Origin of the sequence: Myxosarcina sp. GI1, from assembly GCF_000756305.1 — a bacterium.
Lineage (GTDB): Bacteria > Cyanobacteriota > Cyanobacteriia > Cyanobacteriales > Xenococcaceae > Myxosarcina.
Genome location: NZ_JRFE01000058.1, coordinates 81516 through 106436, shown reverse-complemented (window position 1 = coordinate 106436; position 24921 = coordinate 81516). Strand labels below are relative to the sequence as shown.

19 protein-coding genes are annotated in these 24921 nt (G+C 43.4%); 9 read left to right on the top strand and 10 right to left on the bottom strand.

What is annotated here, in order from left to right:
• Positions 1-56: 56 nt before the first annotated feature.
• The 4 genes from KV40_RS29440 to KV40_RS29425 all read right to left on the bottom strand — a co-directional run bounded on the left by KV40_RS29440 (position 57) and on the right by KV40_RS29425 (position 7169).
• A complete protein-coding gene (locus KV40_RS29440; RefSeq protein ID WP_036488801.1) occupies positions 57-3233 on the bottom strand; it encodes an efflux RND transporter permease subunit in 3177 nt (1058 codons plus the stop codon).
• A 52-nt stretch (positions 3234-3285) separates the two neighbouring features.
• Positions 3286-3720, bottom strand: coding sequence for a FixH family protein (locus tag KV40_RS29435; RefSeq protein WP_036488798.1), 435 nt, complete (start codon positions 3718-3720; stop codon positions 3286-3288).
• Between the two features lie 104 nt (positions 3721-3824).
• Positions 3825-5627, bottom strand: coding sequence for an efflux RND transporter periplasmic adaptor subunit (locus KV40_RS29430; RefSeq protein ID WP_036488795.1), 1803 nt, complete (start codon positions 5625-5627; stop codon positions 3825-3827).
• A gap of 234 nt (positions 5628-5861) precedes the next feature.
• The gene (locus KV40_RS29425; protein WP_036488792.1) at positions 5862-7169 is read right to left on the bottom strand and encodes an APC family permease; all 1308 of its coding nucleotides are present in this window, start codon (positions 7167-7169) and stop codon (positions 5862-5864) included.
• Positions 7170-7639: 470 nt separating this feature from the next.
• Here KV40_RS29425 and rppA (KV40_RS29420) point away from each other — a divergent pair, with 470 nt between their 5' ends.
• The 9 genes from rppA (KV40_RS29420) to KV40_RS29380 all read left to right on the top strand — a co-directional run bounded on the left by rppA (KV40_RS29420) (position 7640) and on the right by KV40_RS29380 (position 16623).
• On the top strand, positions 7640-8320 hold the full coding sequence (gene rppA / locus KV40_RS29420; protein ID WP_036488789.1) for a two-component system response regulator RppA: 681 nt from the start codon (positions 7640-7642) through the stop codon (positions 8318-8320).
• Positions 8321-8354: 34 nt separating this feature from the next.
• Positions 8355-9698, top strand: a complete 1344-nt coding sequence (rppB, locus tag KV40_RS29415) for a two-component system sensor histidine kinase RppB (protein WP_036488786.1) — start codon at positions 8355-8357, stop codon at positions 9696-9698.
• Between the two features lie 127 nt (positions 9699-9825).
• Positions 9826-10221 (top strand): helix-turn-helix transcriptional regulator, encoded by a 396-nt coding sequence (locus KV40_RS29410; RefSeq protein ID WP_036488783.1) that lies wholly within the window; start codon positions 9826-9828, stop codon positions 10219-10221.
• A 255-nt stretch (positions 10222-10476) separates the two neighbouring features.
• The gene (locus KV40_RS29405; protein WP_036488780.1) at positions 10477-12426 is read left to right on the top strand and encodes a heavy metal translocating P-type ATPase; all 1950 of its coding nucleotides are present in this window, start codon (positions 10477-10479) and stop codon (positions 12424-12426) included.
• Between the two features lie 148 nt (positions 12427-12574).
• Positions 12575-13669, top strand: coding sequence for a tetratricopeptide repeat protein (locus tag KV40_RS29400; RefSeq protein ID WP_036488777.1), 1095 nt, complete (start codon positions 12575-12577; stop codon positions 13667-13669).
• An 18-nt stretch (positions 13670-13687) separates the two neighbouring features.
• Positions 13688-14200: a hypothetical protein gene (locus KV40_RS29395; protein WP_036488774.1), complete on the top strand. Its 513-nt coding sequence runs from the start codon at positions 13688-13690 to the stop codon at positions 14198-14200.
• A gap of 73 nt (positions 14201-14273) precedes the next feature.
• Positions 14274-14840, top strand: coding sequence for a hypothetical protein (locus tag KV40_RS29390; RefSeq protein WP_036488772.1), 567 nt, complete (start codon positions 14274-14276; stop codon positions 14838-14840).
• Between the two features lie 59 nt (positions 14841-14899).
• On the top strand, positions 14900-15547 hold the full coding sequence (locus tag KV40_RS29385) for a cation diffusion facilitator family transporter (protein ID WP_216595769.1): 648 nt from the start codon (positions 14900-14902) through the stop codon (positions 15545-15547).
• 47 nt (positions 15548-15594) lie between these two features.
• On the top strand, positions 15595-16623 hold the full coding sequence (locus KV40_RS29380; RefSeq protein ID WP_036488770.1) for a sodium:calcium antiporter: 1029 nt from the start codon (positions 15595-15597) through the stop codon (positions 16621-16623).
• 114 nt (positions 16624-16737) lie between these two features.
• Here KV40_RS29380 and KV40_RS29375 read toward each other — a convergent pair whose 3' ends face one another.
• The 6 genes from KV40_RS29375 to KV40_RS29350 all read right to left on the bottom strand — a co-directional run bounded on the left by KV40_RS29375 (position 16738) and on the right by KV40_RS29350 (position 24834).
• Complete coding sequence (locus KV40_RS29375; RefSeq protein ID WP_036488767.1) at positions 16738-17067, bottom strand: DUF190 domain-containing protein; 330 nt, start codon at positions 17065-17067, stop codon at positions 16738-16740.
• Positions 17068-17123: 56 nt separating this feature from the next.
• A complete protein-coding gene (gene rppB, locus KV40_RS29370; protein WP_052056071.1) occupies positions 17124-18500 on the bottom strand; it encodes a two-component system sensor histidine kinase RppB in 1377 nt (458 codons plus the stop codon).
• Positions 18497-19192 carry a two-component system response regulator RppA gene (rppA, locus tag KV40_RS29365; protein ID WP_036488764.1) on the bottom strand — a complete coding sequence of 232 codons (696 nt, stop codon included), beginning with the start codon at positions 19190-19192 and terminating at the stop codon, positions 18497-18499. The genes rppB (KV40_RS29370) and rppA (KV40_RS29365) overlap by 4 nt, the downstream gene beginning before the upstream one ends.
• Positions 19193-19206: 14 nt before the next feature.
• Entirely contained in the window at positions 19207-19683 is a 477-nt protein-coding gene (locus KV40_RS29360) for a DUF2808 domain-containing protein (RefSeq protein ID WP_036488761.1), read from the bottom strand.
• A 172-nt stretch (positions 19684-19855) separates the two neighbouring features.
• On the bottom strand, positions 19856-23017 hold the full coding sequence (locus KV40_RS29355) for an efflux RND transporter permease subunit (RefSeq protein WP_036488759.1): 3162 nt from the start codon (positions 23015-23017) through the stop codon (positions 19856-19858).
• 26 nt (positions 23018-23043) lie between these two features.
• A complete protein-coding gene (locus KV40_RS29350) occupies positions 23044-24834 on the bottom strand; it encodes an efflux RND transporter periplasmic adaptor subunit (RefSeq protein WP_081942966.1) in 1791 nt (596 codons plus the stop codon).
• Positions 24835-24921 lie beyond the last annotated feature (87 nt).

The following is a 24921-nucleotide window of genomic DNA, read 5'->3' as shown; positions in this document are numbered from 1 at the left end:
GTAATTTATTTTAGGTATTTATATTTTAAACTCTCTAGTTAGATAGAGAGTCAAGATTATCCTTGTGGAAGTTGTTTGCTACGAGAAGGTCTTCTCTTTAACTTACCCAATCCTTGGGTAATGTCATCTACAAAAGTGTAAACGATAGGAACGACAATTAGAGTCAGTAGGGTAGAAACAGTTAGTCCGCCTAAAACCACTGTGGCGATGGGAGAATAGGCATCCATGCCAGTTTCGGGATAAAAAGCCAGTCGCACAATCACAATCATGGTAGTTAAGGTGGTCATAAAAATTGCTTTGAGTCGCACTGGTGCAGCTTGGCGGATAGCTTCGGCTCTGGGTACTCCTTCTTCTCGCTTGGTAAGGATTAATTCTAGTAGCAGAATGGCAGCAGAGACGGAAATACCAGAGAGAATAATAATTCCTAGAATGGATACGGAAGAAAGGGTTTGTTGAGCTAGTAATAATGCACCAAATACTCCAATTAACTGTAGGGGAATTGAAAGCATCATGACTAGAGGTTGAATAAACGAACCGAATTGAATTACTAGAATTAAGTAAATCAAGATAATAGAAACTATCAAACCTTTAAGCAGGCGATCGAATTCAATCATCATATCGGTCATATCCCCCATAGAGTCTAAACCGTAGCCAGGAGGGAAATCTAACTCTTCTCCCGCACGCATGGCGATCGCCATTGATAAATCCATCGAAGCAGGACTGGATTTACGATAGTAACCATTGACGTAAACTACTCGCTTGCCGTTGACGTGTTCGATCAAAGTTGCCCCATATTCCCGTTTTAAAGTGGCAACGGTACTTAAAGGTACTTGCTGTCCGCTAGGGGTAGTAATGTAGGTAGCAGCCAGATTCTGACCGTATGCCCGATCGCTTTCGGGATAGCGAACTAAGATATCATTCTGTCTGAGATTAGGTCGGTTATAGTATCGACGAGTAAATCCACCATTGAGAGCGTAACGAGCTTGTTCGGCTACTTCTTCGATGTTTAAGCCTAATTCTTGAGCGCGACGGCGATCTATCTGCAAACGATATTCGGGTTGAGATAGAGAAGAACTGGTATGCGCCATGACTAACCCTGGAGTGTCCTTGGCAATCTCTAGTACCTTATCTGCTAGGGGATAAAGTACATCTAAATCTTCCCCATAAACCGCAATCTGAATCGGTGCAGCCGAAGTTGCCATTACGTCCACACCCATCTCTTTGATAGCAATGCGCCGTAAACCAGGGATAGTGCGACGGGCTTGTTCTTCCACTCCATCCATAATCTGCCAGATATCGCGATCGCGTTCATTTAAATCCTTGAGGGTGACAACTGAGGAAGCTGTATTAACGCTACCCATACTGTAACCACTAAAGTAGGTACTGTTGCGGGTAATCTCGAAACCAACGTTAGAAGATACTTTTTCAATTTCGGGCTGTTCTAACAGTATCGATTCAAACTGCTGCGCTACCCGATCTGTACGCTCGAAAGATGCTCCTGCTTCTAATTCGATAGTGGCAACAAACTGCCCCGAATCGCCTAGAGGCATCATTTCTTGGGAAACTAAAGGATAGAGAGCAAAAGCAAGAACAATAGTGGCAGCAGCGATCGCCAGAGTAATTTCCCGATTGTTCAAACAGATATTTAATAGCCAACCGTAACCTTTTTCTAATGCCTGAAAACCCAAACGGAAGGGAGATAGCAACCACTGTAGCCAGGTTTTACGATTGCCTTTTGTTTCTCCAATAGGCTTGAGGAAAAAAGCTGCTAGTAGAGGAATCAGGGTAATAGAAACTACTAACGAAGCGATAAAAGCAAACACCATTGGTAAGATTAGCCCTGCAAACATCAACCCCGTCAAACCCCCTGAAAGGATGGTAGGGATTAAAGCTGCAATCATCACGCAGCTTGCAGCAGCACTGGCGAGAAATACTTCCCCTGTACCTTGAATAGCTGCCTGTCGGGGTGTTTTCCCTTCTTTAAGCTTGCGATCGATCGAGTCAATGACAATAATTGAATCATCTACCAGTTTTCCAATTGCCATCATCATTCCTACTAAAGTAGAAGAGTTGAGGGACATTGAGAAAGGAATAAATGGCAGCATGGAAAGAGCCAGAGTAGTGGGAATGGAAATCATGACGATCGCCGTTGCCCGAAAATCTTCTAAAAACAGCAGAATTACTAACCCTGCTAGTGCCACACTAATTAATAATTCTCCCGTAGTGCTATCTTTGATTAACTCCACTAAGAAGGAGTTGTCGTAAGCCTCTTCAAACTCTAATCCTGGATACTGAGATTCAATTTTTTCTAATTCCTTTCTCACTCTGGCAATTACCTGCGGGGAACTAGAGTCGGGTTTTTGAATGACGTTAACTGCTAATGCCGATTCGCCATTATAACGATAGGCACTGCGACGCTCTTCATAAGTATCTTTTACTTGAGCCACATCTCGAACATAAACAATCTGCCCCTCCCTTTCCAAGATTGGGTAATTCCTGACTACCTGAGCATTAAGAGCGCGATCGTCGGCACGTACTAAGATTTCTTCGTCCCCTTGGGTTAAAACTCCCGCACCCTTACTGACATTATTGTTATCGATCGCATCTCTAACCTGAAGAATTGAAAGTCCGTAGGCTGCTAGCTTCTGGCGATCGACTATTACCTGTAGCTGTCGCCGATAACCACCTGTAATAAAAACCGATTGAACATCCTGCACGTTAGTCAGGCGATCGACTAAGGTATTATCGGCAAACTCCCGCAGCTTCACCCGATCCCAACCTTCAGCCTTGAGTGCCAAAGTAAGCACGGGACGATTAAGAGGATCGATCGGCAACACCCAATAAGAACGGGTATTAATGCCATCAAGGGGTAAATCTCCCTCTGCTGATTTCATTACGCTTTGGACATCACGAACCGCTTTATCTACGTCTCCACCCCAGGCAAACTGCACCGTTACCAGAGATAAATCCTGCTGCGAACTAGAACGCACAAAACGCACCCCATCCAGAACTGTCATGCGCTGTTCGATGGGTTTGCTGATATAGGTTTCTATCTCCATTGGGGACGAACCAGGAGTCCTGGTTATCACTGCTATCAGAGGACTCTGGACGTAGGGCATCATCCGCACGGGAATGATAATTAAGGTCAGAACAGAAAGGATCAGCACCCCAATGTAAAGGGCGACGGTAATTACAGGATTACGGATTGACCAACGGGTGAAAAAGGTTTTCATGAGGTGGAGGCTTCGGAAGGATTAAATAATTATGCTAGTTAGGTGAATTAAACTACTTAACTTCAAAAGAAAACTCTTGGTTCGCTTGATATTGAGGGTCTTTAACGCTGGCAACTACATTCCAAGTACCCTGCATTCCAAAATAAGTAGTCGCTTTAAAACGTCCTGGTTCGTCTGCGGGGCTAACTTCTACTTTACCGATCATGTCTTCCATACCGTCCATTGGCATAGTCGAGGTGACATCTAGATTTTCTACTTTTACGGGATTACCGTTGCTATCTACTACTTCCAAAACCATTTCTGCTTCACCCATTGGAATTTCTGTTTGGGGTTCGGGACTGACCAAATTCACGGTAGCGGTACTTGACTGTTTATTTTGCGCCTTTTCAGTTGGAGCAGTAGAAGTAACGTTTGTATCGCTTTGGGCAGGACTACAGGCGATCGCCAAAAGACTTAGAGGAAGTAGAATCAAGATTAGTTTTTTCATGGTTGGTATTCTCGTTAATAGATAAAAATTTGTATGGGAAAACTGTCCCTGCTGGGATAGTTGTTTTTATGGACTGAGGGAAAAACTTTGACAGCTTGGAGTCGTTACTTGACTTTGATGGCAAACTCTTGCTTACCTTTATTTTTCGGGTCTTTGACTTGAGCGGTAATTGTCCAGTCTCCTTTCATGCTGAGATAGGTATCAGCTTTGAACATACCTGGCTTGCCGTCTGATTGAACCTCAACTGGTGCAGACATCGGTGCCATGTTTTTCATGGGCATTGATGCACTCATCTCTAGGTCTTTGATATCTAATGGTTGACCTTGAGCATCTTTGACTTCGATTACCAGTTGGGCATCACCCATTGCTACCTCGTTATTGTCGGGACTGACTAGCTGGATTTGAATATCTTGAGTAGCAGCTTTGTTAGATGTAATGGGTTGTTCGGACTGATTAATTACCGCTACGGGGGCATTTTCTACTAAGCGATTTTGACCCGAAGTTACTACTGCTTGTCCCGACTCCAAACCATCAATCACTTCTACCCTGTCTCCCGTTGACATTCCCAAGGTTACGGGTTGGGCTGTTACCGTATCTCCTTCCACTACCCAAACTGAGGGTTGGTCTTGAAATTCCACTACCGCAGCTTGAGGAACAGTAATAGCATTGGGTTTACGGGCGGTGACAATCTTCATTTCGAGAAACTTACCAGAAAGCAATTGTCCATCGGGATTATCAATAACTGCTTCTACCGTTACCGTGCGAGTTTGACTGTTGGCTTGGGGAAAGATGCTGGTAATTTTTCCTTTGATTGGCGCAATGTTACTACCAGGAACAGTAGCAACTACTGTCGCCCCTGGATTAATATTTACCGCATCACTTTGAGCAACATTAGCCTGTAAGCGAACCCGATCGTAGTTGCCAATTTTAACGATGCCCATACTGGGTTGAACCACCACCCCAGGATCGACGTTTCGTTCTTGGACGATGCCCGAAATAGGAGAATTAATGGTGGTGTAACCCTGCATCACCTTGGCAGTATCGACTTTAGCTTTGGCTTGGTTAATCTTGGCACGGTTATTTGTCACCATCGCTTCCATCCGCGCCAGTTTCACCCGTGCTTGCTTGAGGTTAGCTTCTTTGCTTCTGACTTCGCTATCGACTACATCAAACTCATCTTGGGAAATCACTCCATCCTTAACCAGTCGGGCAAAGCGGTCTTTTTTTAGGTTGAGATAGTCGAGATCGGCTTCAATCTGAGCGATCGCGCTTCGCTGTTCATCTACCTCAATTTTGCTCATCTCTAGATCGGTTTCCATCGTGCTGACCTCTGCTACTGCTTCGGCGACCCCCGTAGTCAACTCCGAAGCATCCAGAGTAGCGATAGGCTGTCCTGCGGTAACGCGATCGCCTGGATAAACTGAGTAGTTGGTTAGTTGTCCTGCCACGCGAGGATAAACCATAATTTCTTCATAGGGTTTAATCGTCCCCGTATAGCTCACGCTGGCTTCTAACACTTGGGGTTTGACGGTTTCTACCCGCACGGGATTGGGGTTAAATGAACCATCCACCGCCATCATCTCATCGTGAGACATACTGCCATGATCCATATCCCCATGATCCATTCCTTCCATCCCTGCCATCGAACTAGAAGGTTTGAGATGGTTAGTTAATACCAGGATGTTTCCTGTCAGCAGGGCAAAAACGCCCAGTCCCAAAAGGGTTTTTCCCCATTTAAAACTGGAGGTTGATTCCTGTTGAGGAGCAGTTTCTGTTATTGGTTCTGGTTCGACAGTTGAAGGGTGCGTAACTTCTTCGGTTGCGCGATCTGATTTTAGAGAATCTTCTGGTAAGTTCTCATTGTCATCAGATGTTGACCCTTGATTCTTTGTAGTATTTGCGGTCATGGGCAAAGTTTTCAGCTAAAGTCGTATCTTTAAATAAGATGACATAAGACTATTAAATCAGTATGAAATCTCTTGAGTTGGTTGTTGAAAGAAAATAAAATTGATTGAGCTAACCCATGCTGACTGTAGGTAACATCAACCTGACAACGCAGAATAAATGCCAGCAATCTATTTTTGAAAAAGGAGATTATATTTTGGCTAAATGCTGATTATATAATCAACATACAATATCAACTATTCCCGAGCCATCTGGTGATTTTTGAGGAAAAATCGCTCGCCCAGAAATGTCAGTAGCAAACCTATAGCTGCAATTACCAGCAGCATGGGATCGGAACTTCCTTTCAAAATCGTCATTGCACCAAGAACAATAATATCGAGAACCAGAGCGGTCATAACGATCGCGCCATTGACATTGATATCGTTTTTTTGATTGCGAAAAACGCCCCAATGTATAGCTATATCGACCAATAAATAGAAAATAGCTCCTAAAGAGGCGATTCGCGTAAGATCGAAAAACGCAGCTAAAGCTGCTGCCAGAACAACGGTGTAAACTAAAGTATGCTTTTGAATATCTCCTGGCATTCCAAAATGGCGATGGGGAATAATTTCCATCTCGCTTAACATTGCCAACATTCGCGACACGGCAAAGACACTAGCAATAATTCCTGAAGCGGTGGCAATTATAGCAATTGCTACTGTAAACCAGACACCATACTGACCTAATGCGGGCTTTGCTGCCTCTGCCAAGGCGAAGTTTTTGGCTTCAACAATCTGAGCCAAAGGCAGACTAGAAGCTACGGCGAAAGCCACCAGCAGGTAGACTACGACACAAATTGCTAATGAAGCAATGATAGCTCGTCCTACATTTTTTTCGGGGTTTTTTACCTCACCGCCACTATTAGTAATAGTTGTAAATCCCTTATAAGCCAAAATAGCGATCGCGACACCTGCCATAAAACCACTACCTGGAATTACTTCACTAGAACCAGCCCCGAAATCGGGTTTGAACGAGAATCCAGCAGCCCACAAAGTTACGGCAGCAAAAACAATAATTCCGCCAATCTTTAAAAATGCAGTAACTTGAGAAAGTGAGCCAATTATTTTGTTGCCTGAAATGTTAATCAAAAAGGCTACTGCAATCAGACCTACTGCTAAGATTGGCACCCAATAGCTATTTTCTCCAACGTTAAAAAGCTGTAGCGTATAAGTACCAAAAGTGCGCCCTACCAGACTCTCATTGATAATCATGGAAAAAGCCATCAACAAAGCGCAAACTCCAGTCATAGTGCTACGACCATAAGCTTTTTTTAGATACATAGCAATGCCCCCTGCCGATGGATAGGCGTTGGACATTTTGATATACGAGTAGGCACTAAACCCGCTAATAATTGCAGCAGCTAAAAAAGCAAAGGGAAACAAAGCTCCTGCTAGTTCTGCTACCTGTCCAGTCAGAGCAAAGATGCCCGCGCCAATCATAACTCCAGTTCCCATAGCTATAGCACCGAGCAAAGAAAGGCTTCCCGATTTATATTCGTTTTTCATACTATTCAAGATTTTTGTTGAGATGAATCTAGCTAGCTTCTCAAGCGGACGTTAAGGCGCGAACGAAAATGCCGATTTGAAAAGCCACACGGTTTCGACTTTAAAATATGTAAATTGTTTAAGGTAGAACGGACTAAAATCGCCTCGAATACCGAAAATTGGTTTAAAAAGATCGAACAATTAGAATGATTCAAAGCTGAAACAGAGAACAAGAATCGCAATCTTTCCCAGACGAATGCGATCTATTATCATTCTCAAGTAACTAATTGATGTTCTACTCAATCAGAATTTTAGCAGATTGAGAACCATCTGAGAGCGAATAAAGTATTTTTCGCATATATCAAATTTCTGCATACAGATAAACGTTAATTTATACTATGGCTGTTATACAATTTCATCCCGATTTAATAATTTCGTGTAAATAATAAAACGATTAGTGTTTGCCAGAGAATTATTAACCGCCAGCGATCGTGAGAATATTATTAGTTGAAGACGAACCAGATTTAGGAGCTGCGATCAAACAGAGTTTAAACCAAAGCAATCACCTTGTAGATTGGGCTGTAGACGGTCTGGATGCTTGGGATTACTTTAAACTAAAGGAATACCATCTAGGAATTTTCGACTGGTTGTTACCTGGAATATCGGGGATAGAATTAACTAAGCGCATCAGGCAACAGCAAAAGCCCTTACCCATACTGATGTTGACGGCAAAAGACAGTATGGAAGATAAAATTGCTGGTTTGGATGCGGGAGCGGATGATTACCTGGTCAAACCCTTTGATATGCCAGAACTGTTAGCAAGATTGAGAGCTTTACAAAGAAGAACTCCTCAGCTACAACCCCAGCGATTACAAGTAGGTAATCTCAGCCTGGACTACGGTACTAATACTTTTTGGCTTCAGGAAGAATCGGGAGAGACACAAATACAATTGACTAAAAAAGAATTTCAATTGTTAGAGTATTTTATGCAGCATCCAAACCAAATTGTTAGTAGCGAACAGCTCTTGGAACGACTATGGGAATTCGGTGCAGAACCACCTAGTAATGTAGTCGCAGCACAAATCAGCTTGCTGCGACGCAAACTAGCTAAGTATGGGTGTAGCGATCTGATAGAAACCGTCTACGGGTTAGGCTATCGTTTTCAACAATGAGTGTGATTCAGAGTGTTCGAGCTAATCTTCAAACGTGAAGCAAAACCAACTTTTTTTCAAATCGCGCTGGCGACTGGCTAGCTGGTATGCAGCAATTCTAAGCATAGTCTTGCTTATTTGTGCTTTGGGATTTTACGAAGCAGTTGCTCATGCCCATCGTATTACTATTAACCAAGAATTAAAATCGGTCGCGGGAACTCTGCACGATAGCTTGTTACCCGTTCTCGAACAGCCAGGAAAAATAGAGCCTGAAGTAAAAGAGTTATTACCAAATACCTGCCTTGTAGAAACAGGCTGTTACAACCCCGATCGCTTTCAAGCGTTGCGATTAGGTGTAATCGGACAGGATAAATATTATTTACGCCTCTTCAGTTTGTCAGAAAATTTGGTAGCAGTAGCAGGGATGCAGCCCGAATTACCTCAAGTGTTAGATCGAGAGTGGGAAACCTTAACCGATTCTCAGGGTATTCGCTATCAACAAGTTTCTTTTCTTTTACACACTCAACAAGGGCAAAACTGGGGTTATCTTCAAGTCGGTAGAAGTCTGCAAGATTTTGATACTTATGTTGCTAATGTCAGATGGCTTCTACTGTTGGGAGTACCTTTAGTAGTGCTAATGGTAGCAGGTGTTAGCTGGTGGCTATCGGGGTCGGCTATACGCCCGATTTATCAGTCTTATCGGCAAATGCAGCAATTTACTGCCGATGCTGCTCACGAACTCAGGACTCCTTTAGCAGCCATTCAAGCAACGGCTCAATCAGATCTCATGCTACCCGATCTATCAGGATCTCAAGCTAAAGAGACTCTCAAAAGCATAGTGCGTCAGAACAAACGGCTGTCTTATTTAGTAGCGGATTTGTTGATATTATGTCGTATTGATGGTGAAATTAGCACCAGTAGTTCCAACAAAAATCGAGAAAAAGTTACTTTAGCAAACCTAATTATTGAAGTAGAAGAGGATTTGGCAGCCTTAGCAATGGCTTCAGAAATCGAACTCACTTCTCAAATTAAAGTGTCTCAGCCGATTGTGGTGTTGGGCGATCGCACTCAGCTATATCGTTTAATTACTAATTTAGTTACTAACGCGATTCAGTACACACCAGCAGGAGGGCAAGTTATTGTCAGTTTGACCGAAGAACATCATCGGGCAGTAGTTTCAGTCCGAGATACGGGTATTGGTATTTCAAAACCAGAACAACGGCGTATCTTCGATCGTTTTTATCGCGTGAATAAGGCTCGTTCTAGAAGCAAGGGCGGTTCTGGGCTTGGGTTAGCTATAGCTCGTGCGATCGCTTTGGCTCACAACGGGAGTTTGGAAGTGCAGAGTGAGGCTGACAAAGGAAGTAATTTTATATTACGACTTCCCGCACACTATTAGAAGAAACCAAAACTTGTATTTGTTCATCTGAATAGACATTCATTTAAAAAATGAGTATCATTATCATAGTAGGTCAGTATAAAACTGTATTGACTCAACTAAGTCGATCGGTTCATTGCACAACCAAATGAGCAAAGCTAACAAGCCAAAGAAACAAGCCTCTTCAGAATCGGGCGCACCAATCTGTGATTCGCCTCTAATTCATTTAGAGCAAGTGCGTCAGGTGCAGTCAGAAATTGTCACTACAGAGAAAGCACAGCAAATGGCTCAATTTTTTGGCGCAATGGCAGATCCCCATCGGCTCAAACTTCTTTCTGCACTTTCTCATGCCGAACTTTGTGTCTGTGACTTAGCAGCAGTAGTCAAAATGAGTGAATCTGCCGTATCCCATCAGTTACGTTTGCTCCGAAACCTACGTTTGGTGAAGCATCGTCGCGAAGGGCGTAACGTCTATTACAGCTTGGCAGACGCGCATATAGCTAATCTATATCGAGAAGTAGCCGAACATTTAGACGAAGTTTAACCTTCGGTTAGCCATTAGCCGTTAGCTGTTAGCCATTAGCTTTTTGGGTTTAAGTCCCCTCTTAAAATCTTTGATTTAAGAGTCTCAATCAATTAGTATTTTTAAACTACTAATTAATTAGCTAATGGCTAAAGGCTTAAAGCTAAAAGCTTTTTAAATTCTTTCTGAAACTCATTGCTTAATTGCTTTTTTTTGGATATTATCTGAACAAGTATTCAATTGTTCAATTATAAAATCTATTTAAGTGTTTGGGTAATGACAAGTCAACATTCCACTGGCTGCTGTTCTACCGATGAAGGTCATAACCATGAGGGACACGACCATAGCCACGAACATGGCGAATTTAATTTACGTCGAGAACTAATACCCCTCGGTATTGCGATCGCTTTATTTCTGGTGGGATTAATTTTCAACCAGCCTTTACACGATACTCCAGGAGCGATCGCCGAATACGCAGTTTTGATTCCCGCTTATCTAATAAGCGGTTGGTCTGTTTTAACCAGTGCGGGGCGGAATATTCTGCGAGGTAAAATCTTCGATGAAAACTTCTTGATGACCATTGCTACCATAGGAGCGATCGCCATTCATGAATTGCCCGAAGGTGTGGCGGTGATGCTGTTTTTCCAGATCGGCGAACTGTTTCAGGGTTTTGCCGTTGGGCGATCGCGTCGTTCGATTAAGGCATTGCTAGAGGTACGTCCCGATACGGCAAATTTAGTTATTGGTGGGGTAGTAAGAGAGGTCAACCCCGAAAAAGTAGAGGTTGGAGATACTATCATCATCAAACCAGGGGAGAAAGTTCCTTTAGATGGGGAAATACTAGCAGGGAGTTCCCAAGTTGATACTTCCGCACTTACAGGTGAATCTGTACCCCGAACTGTCAGGGAAGGCGAAATAATTCTCGCAGGTGCGATTAACCAAACAGGAAGCTTAACGGTTCGAGTCACCAAACTGTTTGCCGAATCTTCCATCGCCAAAATTTTGGATTTGGTTGAAAACGCCAGCAGTAAAAAAGCTCCCACAGAAAAGTTTATTACTCGTTTTGCTCGTTATTACACCCCTATAGTAGTTTTTCTTTCTCTAGCAGTTGCTATCTTGCCTCCTCTACTCATTCCTGGTGCTACTAGCGAACAATGGGTGTATCGGGCATTAGTTCTATTAGTCATATCCTGTCCCTGCGGATTGGTTATCAGTATTCCCCTCGGTTACTTTGGCGGAGTTGGTGGTGCAGCCAAAAGAGGAATTTTAGTAAAGGGTTCGACTTTTCTCGATGCGTTAACCGATGTCAAAACGGTAATTTTTGATAAAACTGGAACTTTAACCGAAGGGGTATTCCAAGTTACTCAGGTAACGTCTTATAACAGCTATAGCGAAAAAGAAATACTTACTATGGCTGCGATCGCCGAATCTCAATCCAATCACCCCGTAGCGCGATCGATTGTGGAAGCTTACGATAATGCGATTACCGATTCTGATGTCACCGACTATGAAGAAATACCAGGACACGGAATTAGTGCCAAAGTTAGGGGGATGGCAGTATTAGCAGGAAACGATCGCCTATTACATCGAGAGAATATAGAACACGACACCTGCAATGTTGAAGGTACGGTAGTTCATTTAGCCATAGATCGAAAATATGCTGGCTATATTTTAATTTCCGACAGAATCAAGTCAGATGCAGCCATAGCGATCGCCCGACTTAAAAAAGCGGGAGTCAACGAAACCGTAATGCTGACGGGAGATAACCGAGTTGTGGCTCAAAGCGTTGCCAATCAACTTGGCTTGGATACTTACAAAGCGGAATTACTGCCAGAAAATAAGGTAGAGGCGATCGAGCAGTATCTTCTTAAATCAGACAAAAAAAGCAAAGTGGCATTTGTTGGCGACGGCATTAACGACGCACCCGTAATCGCTAGAGCCGATGTAGGGATGGCAATGGGAGCATTGGGTTCGGATGCAGCAATAGAAACTGCGGACGTAGTGCTGATGGATGATGCCCCATCCAAGGTAGCAGAGGCAATAAATATAGCGCGTAAAACTCACACTATTGTCTGGCAAAACATCATCTTGGCAATGGCAGTTAAAGCCCTATTTATTTTACTCGGTGCGATCGGTCTTGCAACTTTGTGGGAAGCGGTGTTTGCCGATGTCGGGGTAGCACTGTTAGCGATTTTTAACGCTACTAGGGTTTTGAAAGTTAACTGAAGCCTGGAGTTGGCTTCGAGCATAAACAGATTCAAGAAATAATTTAACTCTTTCTTCCCATGTCAGTTCTATATTTCAAAAACTAATGACTAAAACTTTTTTACCAAAGATCCAGCGATGGGTTTTTAGGATCGGTCGAACACAGCAGATGCAGTTAAAACTACTTATATTCAAACTCGTTCTTCTAAACGGGATTATCGGAACGATGCTTCCTGTTTACGCTCATTCACCCAATGAAACATTAGAACAGTGGGAAGCAGATGTAGAAGTCAATCAGCTTTTGAGGCAAGGGAAAGAATTAGTAGAACAGGGCAAACTAGGGGAAGCTTTGAGTGCTTACCAGCACGTAATTAGTTTAGAAAGCGAAAATCCCCGCATCTTTTCGGCAATTGGCTACGTACAGGCAACCCAATCCAACTTTCCCGCAGCAGTCGAGGCTTTTCAAAAAGCGATCGCTTTAGAACCTGATAACTCTAATTTTTATTACGGTCTAGCCTACAGTCTTGCTAGTTCCGAAGCTTATGCTGAAGCTGCCGATGCCTACGATCGAACGATCGAACTCGACCCCAATCTGGTCAATGCTCATTTAGGTTTAGGAATTGTGCTGCTACGCCAACAAAACTACGACGGTGCATTGGATGCTTTTTCACGACTGACCACCCTCGCACCAAATAATGTTATCGCCTATCGCACGATGGGAACTATCCTACTTCAGAAACAACAGTATGCCAAGGCGATCGAGGTTTTACAAAGGGCTGCCGAACTCGCTCCCTCTGAAAGTGCGATTCAACTCGATCTGGGAATCGCTTTGTTGGAGCTAAACAATACCCCTAAAGCGATCGCAGCTTTTGAACGGGCTGCCGAGTTAAATCCTAATGATGGCAGAATTCATTTTCAGGTGGGTAAAATTCTGCAAACAGAAGGCGATGTTGATGCAGCCTTAACCGAGTATCGCAAAGCAGCCAATCTGCAACCCGATTCGGTAGAAACTAGAAAAGCGATCGCCGATATTCTTTTAGAACAGCAGGATTACCTAATGGCGGTTGTCGAACACCGACAGTTAATTGCTCTCAAACCTCAAGATGCCCAGTCCTATTATCATCTGGGACTGGCATTGAAAGAGAGACAGCGCATCGAAGAAGCTATTACTGCTCTCGAACAAGCTTTAAACCTCTATCAACAGCAGGGTAAAACCGCGCAGGTAGAGACAGTTGAAAACATTTTAGATGAATTAGAAGAATAATTTTTCACTTACAGAAATATGAAAATATTGTCAATTATTAAAACATGGCAGTTTATAACCATCATTATTGCCAATGCTATGGTTGCCGATTCGGTTTTAGCTCATGGAACGAACATCAAGCATCTACAGACACCCGCTATGGTAATTCAAGCAGCTTTTGATGATGGAACTCCAATGTCAAAAGCTCAAGTAATAGTCTATTCTCCTGAAAATCCTGCTAGTCCTTGGCTCAAAGGAACAACTGATAACGAAGGAAAGTTTACCTTTGTTCCCGAACCTGATGTATCGGGCAATTGGGATATTAAGGTACGTAAGGCAGGGCATGGAGATATTGTCAGTGTTGCGGTAGAAGGAGAAAGCAGTGGATCTGACTCCAAACAGAGCGAAACAGACGACAAAGTTGGCATCAGAGCGGATCTTGAAGAAACTCAGCCCTTACAAAAGTTCTTGATGATTTCTACTACGGTTTGGGGCTTTATCGGTACTGCCCTGTTTTTTGCTCGGAAGAGAGAAAAAGCTAGTAAGTCCTAAGTTAATTGTGTTTGCTCTCCAGTCGAACAGGGACTTTTAAATCAAATAAAAAATTATTTTGGAAAAAATTATCATGAAACGTCAATTTGTTCTAGGAATAGTTTTATTTTTCTTCACTTTAGGTTTGGTATTAGTCGTACCCAGACTAGCAACTTCTCAAGAAACACAAGTTGCTATGTGCGGAGGTGACATGATGGGTGGAGGCATGATGAACGACCGCATGATGAGAGACGGCATGATGGGTGGTAATAGGGAAGATATGCAAATCGTTCATCGGTTATTCGCCAACCACGACCAAATTCGACGCACTGTTGAGGAAATTCCAGGTGGAGTACGTACTCTTACAGAGTCGGATAATCCGCAAATTACGGCTTTGATTCAAGCTCACGTCCAAAGTATGCACCAAAGAGTTGATGAAGGACGGTGGTTTGCGATGATGAGTCGCACCTTACCAACTATGTTTCGCAACGCAGATCGCTATCAAAGACAAAATAAAAACACTTCCAAAGGAATTTCCGTCACCAAAACCTCCGACGATCCAGATTTAGTAGCTGTTCTTCGCGAACATAGCCGTGAAGTTAGCGGTTTTGTCGAGGGAGGAATGCCGTGTATGGGAGGTGGCATGATGAGAGGACGGTAATTGACAAACAGCTTTGAGACTCGATCGCAGTTTTAACACTATTAAGGATGATTGGTGAATTGAACCGAAATATTAAAACCAGGAATACATCTGAAGCAGAAATTAAAACGCAACCATTGAAGCTTTTGTGGATTGTTTTATGTTTGCGAAGCGGATTATTTTTAGCTGAATTAACAACGGGACTTCGTGTACATAGTTTATCCCTTGTCGCTCTATCTGGACATCTTTTTGTCGATCTAATGGCGATCGCTATTGCCATAGCTGCTGCTTGGCTAGTCGAGCATTCTACTCAAGCCAAATTACCATTGAAACCCCGACAAATCGAAGCTATAGCTGCCTTACTGAACGGCTTAATTCTCTTGGCAGTAGCAGGATCGATTCTGTGTGGTGTTTGGCATAACGTTCGAGCTTCTGCTTCTGAAGCTGGTTTACCTATGCTAGCCATAGCAGCATTAGGACTACTTGTTAAAGGAATAAATGCCAGCTTACTTTACGAAGAAAGCCACCATAACTTGAACGTGCGGGGCGTATTCTTCCATGCGATCGCCGATGGAGCGAGTTCCTTTGGTTTACTTGCAGCAGCGTTAGTTATCTTCTACCTTGACTGGTTTTGGGCTGATACGGCAGCTAGCTTGTTAGTAGCTATTTTTATGCTGGTAAGTGCCTTTTCTCTACTCAAAGAAAGCATACAAACTTTGACGGATTAGCCGAACATAACAAAATTTTTAAAACTCATAACATAACAACTATATCTATGAACATTTGGATTTGGGCTATAGTTCTGATTGCTGCTGTCTGGGCAGCACATTGGGGCGCAGAACAACTCGATGAACCCCTGAAAAAATTACGCAGACAGTGGGGTTTAACTCAGGTTGCTGGTGCAGCTTTTGTGGGATTAGCTGCTGCTAGTCCCGAAATTGGGATTAATACGGCTAGTGCAGTTACGGGTGTGTCGGATATTGGTTTGGGAACGATGCTAGGGTCAAATATCATCGCTATTCCTATAGTCGTTACAACTGCTTACTGGGCTTCTCGTCGAGAGCGATTGGGAGATGAAAACGACCCTGAACCAGGAGAGGACTTCGATACTCATGCCCTTCACCGACAGCAAAGACTGTTGCGAGTGGAAAAATCAGCCGTCAGCGTCCAAGCCATACCTTATTTAGCAATTATTGCTGTAGTTGCTGTCTTGACTCTGCCCAAATCAGTACGGGGACTTCAACCCATCGATGGTTTGGTCATGGCGATCGTCTACCTGGCATATCTCGGACAGGCAGTATTTCGCGGTCGTCAGCAAGGTAGAGAGGTGCAGTGGACAAAGCAGGAAATGTTTAGGGCGATCGCGGGGGTTGTAGTTTTAGCGGTTGGCGCGTATTTCACGGTAAGGGCAACCGAAAATATAGTAGGTGCGATCGGTGTCTCCGAAATTATCGGGGGACTATTCATCACCGCACCAATGGCAATGCTACCAGAACTGTTTGCTACCTGGAGCGTTGCCCGTAGCGGTCAGGTAACTGCTGCTACCACTAGCGTCATCGGCGACCACGCCGTAACTATGACCATCGCTTTTGTCCCCCTGGCATTAGCAACTGCACCTGTTAACGATCTTCAGCTTTATTCCGTCAATCTTGCTTTTGTCGCTCTGATGCCAGCTTTATACGCTGGATTTATTCATTGGGGAGGGAAAGAACACGGCTTTCAATTATGGCAGGTATTAGCCCTAGACGGCGTTTACCTCATCTATCTTGCCATTATGCTCTTTGGCGTACTCAATGTCTTGTGAGCGGACAAACCAGGGTTAAACTAAGTCGGGAAACCTACTTTTCGACTTAGTTTAATCTTGAACCAAGATGATTTCTGAAAATTTCAAAATACTTCTTAGTTTCTAAAATTTCAGTCAATGTTTAGACTCAAAAACTTCTATACTTTGGCAAGTAATAAATTTATCTTTAACCATTTCTCTTACTGAAGATAGAAACTCGGAGATTGCTGCTTCTCGATCTATTACTATAATCAGAAGCGGTAACGCAGAAGATTCCAAAAAGGTATCTAGCTCGTTGTCAGTGCGAAAAATACCGTGTTTGCCATATCCAGCGATCGCCTTTATTACCGTCACGCCTGTTAACTGATGTTGGTGAGCGACTCCTAACAGAGCTTGGTAAAGTGGTTGATGGTGCCAACAATCCGATTCACCGATGTAGATCGTTAATTGTTTCCAGGATCTCATAATCGCATTTCTAAATCTAGATAAAGTTTGATATTTTCTAAATAGCAGACAAATTTTTAGTTTTTTCTTTTGTTTCTCTGTTTCTTATGGGAATCAGCAGCTAATGATAATTTCAAACTAAAAATGCTTCCTTTGCCTAATTCACTGTGTACGCTTAGACTGCCGTTATGTGCTTTGGCTATAGCTTGGGAGATCGCCAATCCCAATCCAGAACCACCAGTTTTTCGAGAGCGATCGCTATGTACTCGATAAAAACGATTAAAAATCTTTTGCTGTTCGGAGCGGGCAATGCCAATTCCCGTATCGCGAACTTGAATTAGGGCTTGATGATTACTACGTTTGAGAATAACGGTTACATTTCCACCTTCTGGGGTGTATTGAATAGCATTATCGATCAGATTGAAGACAAGGCGGTATAGTTGGTCGCAATTTCCTAATATTTCTAAAGACTCTTCTACATGTATCTGGTAGCTTAAGGTTACTTGATTCGCGCTGGCGGTCGCTAGGAATTCCTCAATTAGATCTTCAACAAGATCGTTCAAACAACAGGGTTCGCAGTGCGAGTTAACCAAATTTTGATGAGTATTAGCTAGCAGCAGCAGATCGACAACTAGCTTAATAAGTCGTAGGTTTTGACGTTCGACAATTTGCAACACATTTAGAGCCTTTGAAGGTTCTAGTTGGGATGTTGATAATGCTGATTCTACAGCACTTTGAGTTGTTGCTAGAGGAGTTCGCAGTTCGTGGGCGACATCGGCAGAAAACTGCTCCATTTGCTTGTAAGATTCATAAATCGGACGCATCGCAACTCCAGCCAGCCCCCAACTTGCTCCACCGACTACTACTAACGAGAAAATAGAACTCAATATGATGATTTTTTTCGTTCTAATCAATAAATGTTCATACTCTTCACGGCTATAACCAACTTGAAGATAACCCCAAACTCGTTCGTTCTGCGTGTGAACCAAAAGAGTTATTTGACGATAATTATTTCCTTTTCGATCCGATACAGTTTGCCAAGTTTTTCGCTTAAAATCTGAAGATAATCCTTCAGGATAGGTTCCTGCTACTGCCAGCAAACGACCAGAAGGATTAAATAGGCGAACGTAATAACTATTTTGATTAATAGCACTAAGATTGCGATGAGTTGGAGAACTTGTTGCAGCTAAACAACGATTTCCAAGCTGGCAAAGATTGGGCAGCAATTGTTCGATTGCAGGCTCGATACGTCCTGGTTGTTGAAGCTGCAATTCTAGACTTTGGTATAGGGTTCCAGTTGTAGATTGCAAATCTCGGTCTATTTCCAGCGAGTAACTGCGCTTAATTGCCTGATATGCTCCTATTCCTAATAAAATCAAAATTAAACCCATAACTCCTGCATAGCAAAAAGCTAGGGTAGTACGGGTCTTGCTAAACAACTTATGTTTTTTCATGGCTCGGGATTAAGACGATATCCTAAACCAGGGACAGTTTCAATAATATTGTTACAATCGATAGATGCTAATTTGCGTCGAAGTCGTCGTACCTGAGCTGCTACTACATTGCTGTAACTATAGTCATTAATTTCCCAAATCTGACGACGAATGCGATCGCTTTGAATGACTTGTCTGGGATATTTCATTAAATATTCTAATATTTGAAATTCTTTATTAGTTAGAGAAATTTCCCGTATCTGACCCTCCAAAGATTGCCAATAAGCAATGCGAGTACCGCAGTCTAAAATGAGTCCGTCTACTTGTAGTCTTGAAGGTTGTAAAAGAGGAGATCTCCTCTGTAAAGCCCGCACTCTCGCCAATAACTCAGGTATGCTAAAGGGTTTGACCAGATAATCATCTGCACCAGCATCCAAACCAGATACTCTATCTTCTATTTTATCCTTGGCAGTTAATACTAGAATGGGCAAAGGATTTTTTCGATTTCGCAGTCGCTGACACAGTTCCAAACCAGTCAATCCAGGAAGTGACCAATCAAAAATAGCTAGAGAGTAATCTGCTAAACGATCTTGAATATATTCCCAAGCTTCAGCGCCATCTTGTACCCAATCTACTACATATTTTTCGCGATTTAAAATTTCTTTGATGGTCGCCCCCATATCTGGCTCATCTTCGACTAATAATATTCTCATGCTACAAATTTTCCTTAGTCAGTATGAATTCTGGCTACTCCCAAGCTTACTTCTCGCTCCATGCCGACCTTTAAAACATTGATTCGATACATTAAAGTTCTAATAATACGTCTCTGTCGATGAACATCTTTGAGCTTAATAGACAGGGTTGTATCGGGAGCAACGGGTTGGGCAAAAGCAAGGGTCACTTTTTCTGGGTCGGAGGTAACTCTTGGTTTAAGTTCTGTACCTGTTTCATCGGTTACTTTAACTCCATCCTTAATTGTCATTGCTTCTGGTAGCTCGATAGTAACTGCCGAGATGGGTTGCCCTTGAACGTGAATTCTAAAACTATAGTTAGGATGGGATGCTCGAAGTCTCTTGGGAAAAGCTCCAGCACCGATAATATGAGAAGTTCCCTCGATTCCATGACTGTCTTTTGCCAAGACGTTAGCAGGCATTGCAGCCAGGATTAAAGATAATACAGAGGTATAAATTAGTAGTTTTTTCATCTTATTAGTCTTGCTGAAATTCAAATTTTATGAAGTAGGTTATGCTGCTATGGCAGTAAAATTTATCCGTGTTTCTAGGTCAGGATTCTCGCCGTCCTAAAAGACGACGCGACCCATACGAAACGACGGGGCTTGCACGCTATGTACTAGCTTCGCGTCGCCTGAGCGTTGCTCAACCTCGATTATTTGCTGCCTGTGCTACGCCATTTTCTTCACTGAGAATCAATTGCGATGTTTTGGATAACGACGAATTGGTTTTGGTTGATTTGGGCATCAAGAATTTGCCAAACAAGGAATAGAGGGCGGGTAATACCAGTAAGGTTAAAGCAGTAGAAGTAAATAATCCTCCTAAAACCACTACTGCTAGAGGTTGCAGCATCTCCTTCCCAGGACCCGTACCAACTGCCAGGGGTGCCATTCCTAATGCTGAAGTTAAAGCTGTCATCAAAATAGCGTTTAATCTCTCTTGAGAGCCATTGATAATCGTTTCTTTAAGACTCATTCCCTCAGCAAACTTATTATTGTAGGTTTCTACGAGTAACAATCCGTTACGGGCTGCCACACCAAACAAGGTAATAAAACCCACCAAAGAGGCAATCGATAGATCTCCTCCAGTTAAGGCGATGGAAATTATTCCGCCAACTAAGGCTAAGGGAAGGTTAATCATAATCGCTATGGTTGAGGCAATCGATTTGACAGCAAAGTACATCAGCACCGCGATCGCCAATAGAGCTAAGGCACCAAATAGCAGCAACCTTTGGGTAGCTCGTTCCTGTGCCTCAAATTGACCGCCATATTCGATGAAGTATCCTCCAGGAAACTCCACTTCTTGTTGAACCTGCGTGCGGATATCTTGAATCACAGATCCCAAATCCCGACCCGAAACATTAGCCGAAACGATCAACCTACGGGAAACATTTTCTCTGTTGATGGTATTGGGTCCTGTGCCGTAGTCAATCTTGGCAACTTGAGACAGAGGAATTTGTCCGTAGTTCGGAGTGTTGATAAATAAATTTCTGACATTTTCGAGGTCGCGGCGAGCTTCTGGTTGCAACCAAACCACCAAGTCAAATAATTGCTGCTGTTCGAGAACTTGAGATACCACGCGACCGTTTAAAGCTGTTTCGATGGTTTCTCCTACTGCACCGACGCTCAAGCCATAACGAGAAGCTGCTTCGCGATCGACCTTAATCTGGAGTTGTTTAATAGGAACTTGTGGTTCTAGTTGTAAATCTACTACACCAGGAACAGCTCCCATCACCGACTGGATCTGCTGTCCGAGAGAACGCAGTTCTTCTAATTCTGGACCGTATATTTTAACAGCAATACCAGAACGCACTCCTGAAATTACTTCATCGATACGGTGAGCAATAAAACCACCTACGCTGGGAACTATGCCAGGAATTTTATTAAAGGAAGCACGCAGCTTTTCCATGCTCTCGTCGAGGTTATTCGCTGCTGCTTCAGTTACTTGAATATCGATTTCGGCAAAGTCCACACCATTGACTTCGATATCTCCAGTAGCACGACCTGCCCGCAGTTGAATTGTTTCAAAGTCAGGGTTATCTTTAAGTTCTTCTGATAGGGCAAAAGCAGCCCTTCTAGTAGTATCTAAAGACACTCCAGGATAGAGATTCATGGCAACCACCTGAGACTGTTCTTGAAACTCTGGTAGAAACACTTTTCCCAAGCCTGAAACAATGATAGCGGAAGCTACTAATCCTGCCACAGCACTCATTAAGACAATTTTAGGCTTACTAATCGACCATCCTAAGAGGGGACGATAAACGCGCTTAAATCGACGTGCAATCCAAGTCTCATCATCGGGAAGTTTACTGTTTGCCAGTAATAAGGCACACAAAGCTGGTGTCAAAGTTACTGCAACTAAAGTCGAAGCACCAATTGCCAATAGATAAGTAATTGCCATGGGCGTAAAAATCTTCCCTTCTACCCCCGATAGAGCAAATACAGGGGCAAATATTACGGCAATAATCACGGTGGAAAACAGCACGCTCACCCTAACCTGCACCGAGCTATTAAAAACTACTCTTAGGGGGGCAATAGGATTACCCGCTCGTTGATTTTCTCGCAGACGACGGTAGGAGTTTTCCATATCGACGATCGCGTCATCTACTACCGAACCGATGGCGACGACTAACCCCCCCAAAGTCATGGTGTTAATTCCTCCACCCTGAAACTTGAGAAACATCAGCCCCAAAATTAACGCTAAAGGCATAGCACTGAGGGTAATAACAATAGTGCGCCAGTTCATCAAAAAGAGAATCAAAATCGCCCCAACGATAATGATTCCATCCCGCAAAGCTACTTGAACATTTTTCACCGATGCTTCGATAAAATCTGCCTGTCGAAAAGTTCGAGTTAATTTAACATCTTCAGGCAAAGTTTTTTCAATTTCCTGCATTACTGCTTCCACTGCCTCAGTGATCTTGACAGTATCACCAGTAGGTTGTTTTTTAATCATTAGAACTACAGCAGGCTTACCTCCTAAAGCTCCATCCCCCCTTTTTACTGCCTTGCCAATTTTTACCTCTGCCACATCCCTCAAACGCACGGGTGTCCCACCCCGTTCGGCAATCACCGCACGCTCTAGATCGGCGATCGAAGTCGCTCGACCCTGCTGTCTGACAATCAGTTCGCGATCGGGACTAATCAAAAAGCCTCCAGGGGCATTCACGTTCGAGCCACTGGTTGCTTCGGTTACTTGCTCTAAAGACACATTAAATTGCTGTAACTTAGCTGGATCGACTAAAATTTGATACTGTCGCTCTTCTCCGCCAAATACTACTACTTGACTGACACCAGAAATGCCTAGCAGACGGTTTTTAATTTGCCAGTCTGCTAACCGCGTTACTTCCATCAATGGCGTAGTCTCGGCAGTTAGAGCATATTTCAGAATGTCTCCTATGGGTGAAGTAGTAGGAGTCATCTCTGGCGGACTAATGCCTTCTGGTAGTTCGCTTTGAACTTGCTGTAACCTTTCGGTAACTAACTGTCTGGCTCGATAGATATCGGTATTTTCTTCAAAAATAAGGTTAACGACGGAAAGACCTACGGCAGAAGAGGAACGAATCGATTGTAACCCTGGAGTACCGTTGAGCGCACTTTCCATTGGCAAAGTGATTAAAGATTCTACCTCGTCGGGGGCGAATCCAGGGGCTTCTGTTTGAACTTGTACTTGGGGGGGGGCAAAACTCGGTATTACATCCAAGGGCATTTCCCTAATGACGAACAGTCCCCACAAGGCAATTATAATCGCGCCGATAACTACGAACCAGCGTCGCGCGATCGACCATTTGAGTATGGAATTGAGCATGTTTATTTAGTTTAAAGTCTTAGAGATTAATCGGAAGATTCATTATTTTGAGGGGATATTTGTGGGGTCTGTTCGCCCTCGTAGGCACTATCACCAGTAGTATTCGCCTCATTTAGCCCAAATTCCTCTAGTTCTTCTTTCTCTCCTACTAAAGACTGAGGTTGCATTCCCGTATGACGACCCACCGCAAAGGCAGTGGTCATTCCCCCTACTCCAAGCAATGAGAGCAACCATAATGATGATGAGCTAGAAGAACTGGTGCTTTCATCTGTCTTTTCATCGTGTTCGTGTCCCTCTTCATCATGAGTTCCTTCGGGTTCTTCCTCACCGTGTTCGTGTCCCTCTTCATCATGAATTCCTTCAGGTTCTTCTTCATCGTGGTCGTGTCCCTCTTCATCATGAGTTTCTTCTGTATCAGGTTCTTGACCACCACCTTTTAAAGACTCAGCGTAAAGCATAACCCCTCCTTGAGCTACTATGCGATCGCCCTCTGTTAAACCCTCTTCAACCGCTACCAAGCCACCAGAGCTTTCTCCCAAGCTAACTGCTACTGATTCGTAGACTTCACCCTGGTCTTCTTGAAGAAATACCAGATTCCTACCATTAGCTTCTACTACCGCTTCTTGAGGAATAGCTATAGTAGCAGATGTGGTTTGGTCGGTTAATACTTCTAGACTGGCGAACATCCCAGGTTTCAACTCACCGTTAGGATTATCTAATTTTGCACGCACGGGAATTACTCTTGTTTCTCCTTGGACTACCGAGCCAATAACGGTAATATTGCCCGTAAAGGTGCGATCGCGAATGCTAGGAACTTTAACTCGCACTTGCTGACCCTGACGTATTTGGGATAAATCCTTTTCATAGACATTAGCCGTGGCAAACACGCTGCTATCGTCAATAATTGTCATCAAGGTTGCCCCTGCATCCTGAAAAGATTGACCTATATTTGCTGGGCGTTGTGCCACCTTGCCAGAAATCGGCGCTCTCATTGTTAATAATCCACGCTCGTTAGCTTGAATTCCCAGTTGTTGTAATCTAGTAAGGTACTGAGTCTCACTGAGTTTGAGACGGGATTCAGCAGCTCGCACATCTGCCTGAGCTTTTTGTAGTTGGTTTTCCGCAGCTATGACCTCTCGTTTGCTCTCGGCATTGGTAAGTTGAGCTTGCGCTCCTGCTAACTGGGTTTCCGATTCTAGTGCATTACGACGGGGGATTACTCCTCGTTTTGCTAACTCGCTATCTCTTTGATACTGCTCGCGAGCAAATTTTAACTGGCTCTTTGCCTGGACGATTTCGGCAGCAGCTATGTTTGAATACCGTTGATAGTTCTGCTTGGCTAGCTGTAGGTCGGCTTGCGCTTGTTGTAGTGCAGCTTCAGCTTCGGCTCGTTGATTTTGAGAATTTACTCGCAATTCAACTAAACCAGGACTAGACAAAACAGCAATAGGCTCTCCCGTATTGACAGCTTGCCCTGGTTCGACCAGCAACTCTACAACTTGAGCTTGGTCGATGGGCGTATTTACTTCTACTTGTTTGTTAGGTAAACTTTCTATTTGTCCTGGAGTTTTAATTGCTACTGACAACCTCTGTCGCTTTACTGGTTCGACTTGAATTCCCAGGTTTCGAGCAACTTCGGGGGCGACTTCAACTGATTTACCCGCTTCATTACCTGCTGATTCAAAAACGGAGCTTCCATGACTGTGACCCTGACCAGACAGCGCAGGCTCGGCGATCGCCAACAAGATCGAGCTTAAAAATGATACGTAAGTATAGAGTTTCAGTGGTGAGAAGTATTTAGGAGATAAAATTTTCATTGCTGGGATATTTCTTTAGACGGCGAAGGAATAAATTGTTAAACCTACCAGGTGTCATGCTCGGCAAGCCATTTAAGCAGTCAACCC

Bases quoted from the DNA above. Each gene is read 5' to 3' on its own strand.
- KV40_RS29350 (WP_081942966.1), bottom strand. From the start codon at position 24,834: ATGAAAATTTTATCTCCTAAATACTTCTCACCACTGAAACTCTATACT.
- KV40_RS29435 (WP_036488798.1), bottom strand. From the start codon at position 3,720: ATGAAAAAACTAATCTTGATTCTACTTCCTCTAAGTCTTTTGGCGATC.
- KV40_RS29440 (WP_036488801.1), bottom strand. From the start codon at position 3,233: ATGAAAACCTTTTTCACCCGTTGGTCAATCCGTAATCCTGTAATTACC.
- KV40_RS29375 (WP_036488767.1), bottom strand. From the start codon at position 17,067: ATGAGATCCTGGAAACAATTAACGATCTACATCGGTGAATCGGATTGT.
- rppA (WP_036488764.1), bottom strand. From the start codon at position 19,192: ATGAGAATATTATTAGTCGAAGATGAGCCAGATATGGGGGCGACCATC.
- KV40_RS29390 (WP_036488772.1), top strand. From the start codon at position 14,274: ATGAAACGTCAATTTGTTCTAGGAATAGTTTTATTTTTCTTCACTTTA.
- KV40_RS29425 (WP_036488792.1), bottom strand. From the start codon at position 7,169: ATGAAAAACGAATATAAATCGGGAAGCCTTTCTTTGCTCGGTGCTATA.
- KV40_RS29430 (WP_036488795.1), bottom strand. From the start codon at position 5,627: ATGACCGCAAATACTACAAAGAATCAAGGGTCAACATCTGATGACAAT.
- KV40_RS29380 (WP_036488770.1), top strand. From the start codon at position 15,595: ATGAACATTTGGATTTGGGCTATAGTTCTGATTGCTGCTGTCTGGGCA.
- KV40_RS29410 (WP_036488783.1), top strand. From the start codon at position 9,826: ATGAGCAAAGCTAACAAGCCAAAGAAACAAGCCTCTTCAGAATCGGGC.
- KV40_RS29360 (WP_036488761.1), bottom strand. From the start codon at position 19,683: ATGAAAAAACTACTAATTTATACCTCTGTATTATCTTTAATCCTGGCT.
- KV40_RS29395 (WP_036488774.1), top strand. From the start codon at position 13,688: ATGAAAATATTGTCAATTATTAAAACATGGCAGTTTATAACCATCATT.
- KV40_RS29405 (WP_036488780.1), top strand. From the start codon at position 10,477: ATGACAAGTCAACATTCCACTGGCTGCTGTTCTACCGATGAAGGTCAT.
- KV40_RS29355 (WP_036488759.1), bottom strand. From the start codon at position 23,017: ATGCTCAATTCCATACTCAAATGGTCGATCGCGCGACGCTGGTTCGTA.
- KV40_RS29400 (WP_036488777.1), top strand. From the start codon at position 12,575: ATGCAGTTAAAACTACTTATATTCAAACTCGTTCTTCTAAACGGGATT.
- rppB (WP_052056071.1), bottom strand. From the start codon at position 18,500: ATGAAAAAACATAAGTTGTTTAGCAAGACCCGTACTACCCTAGCTTTT.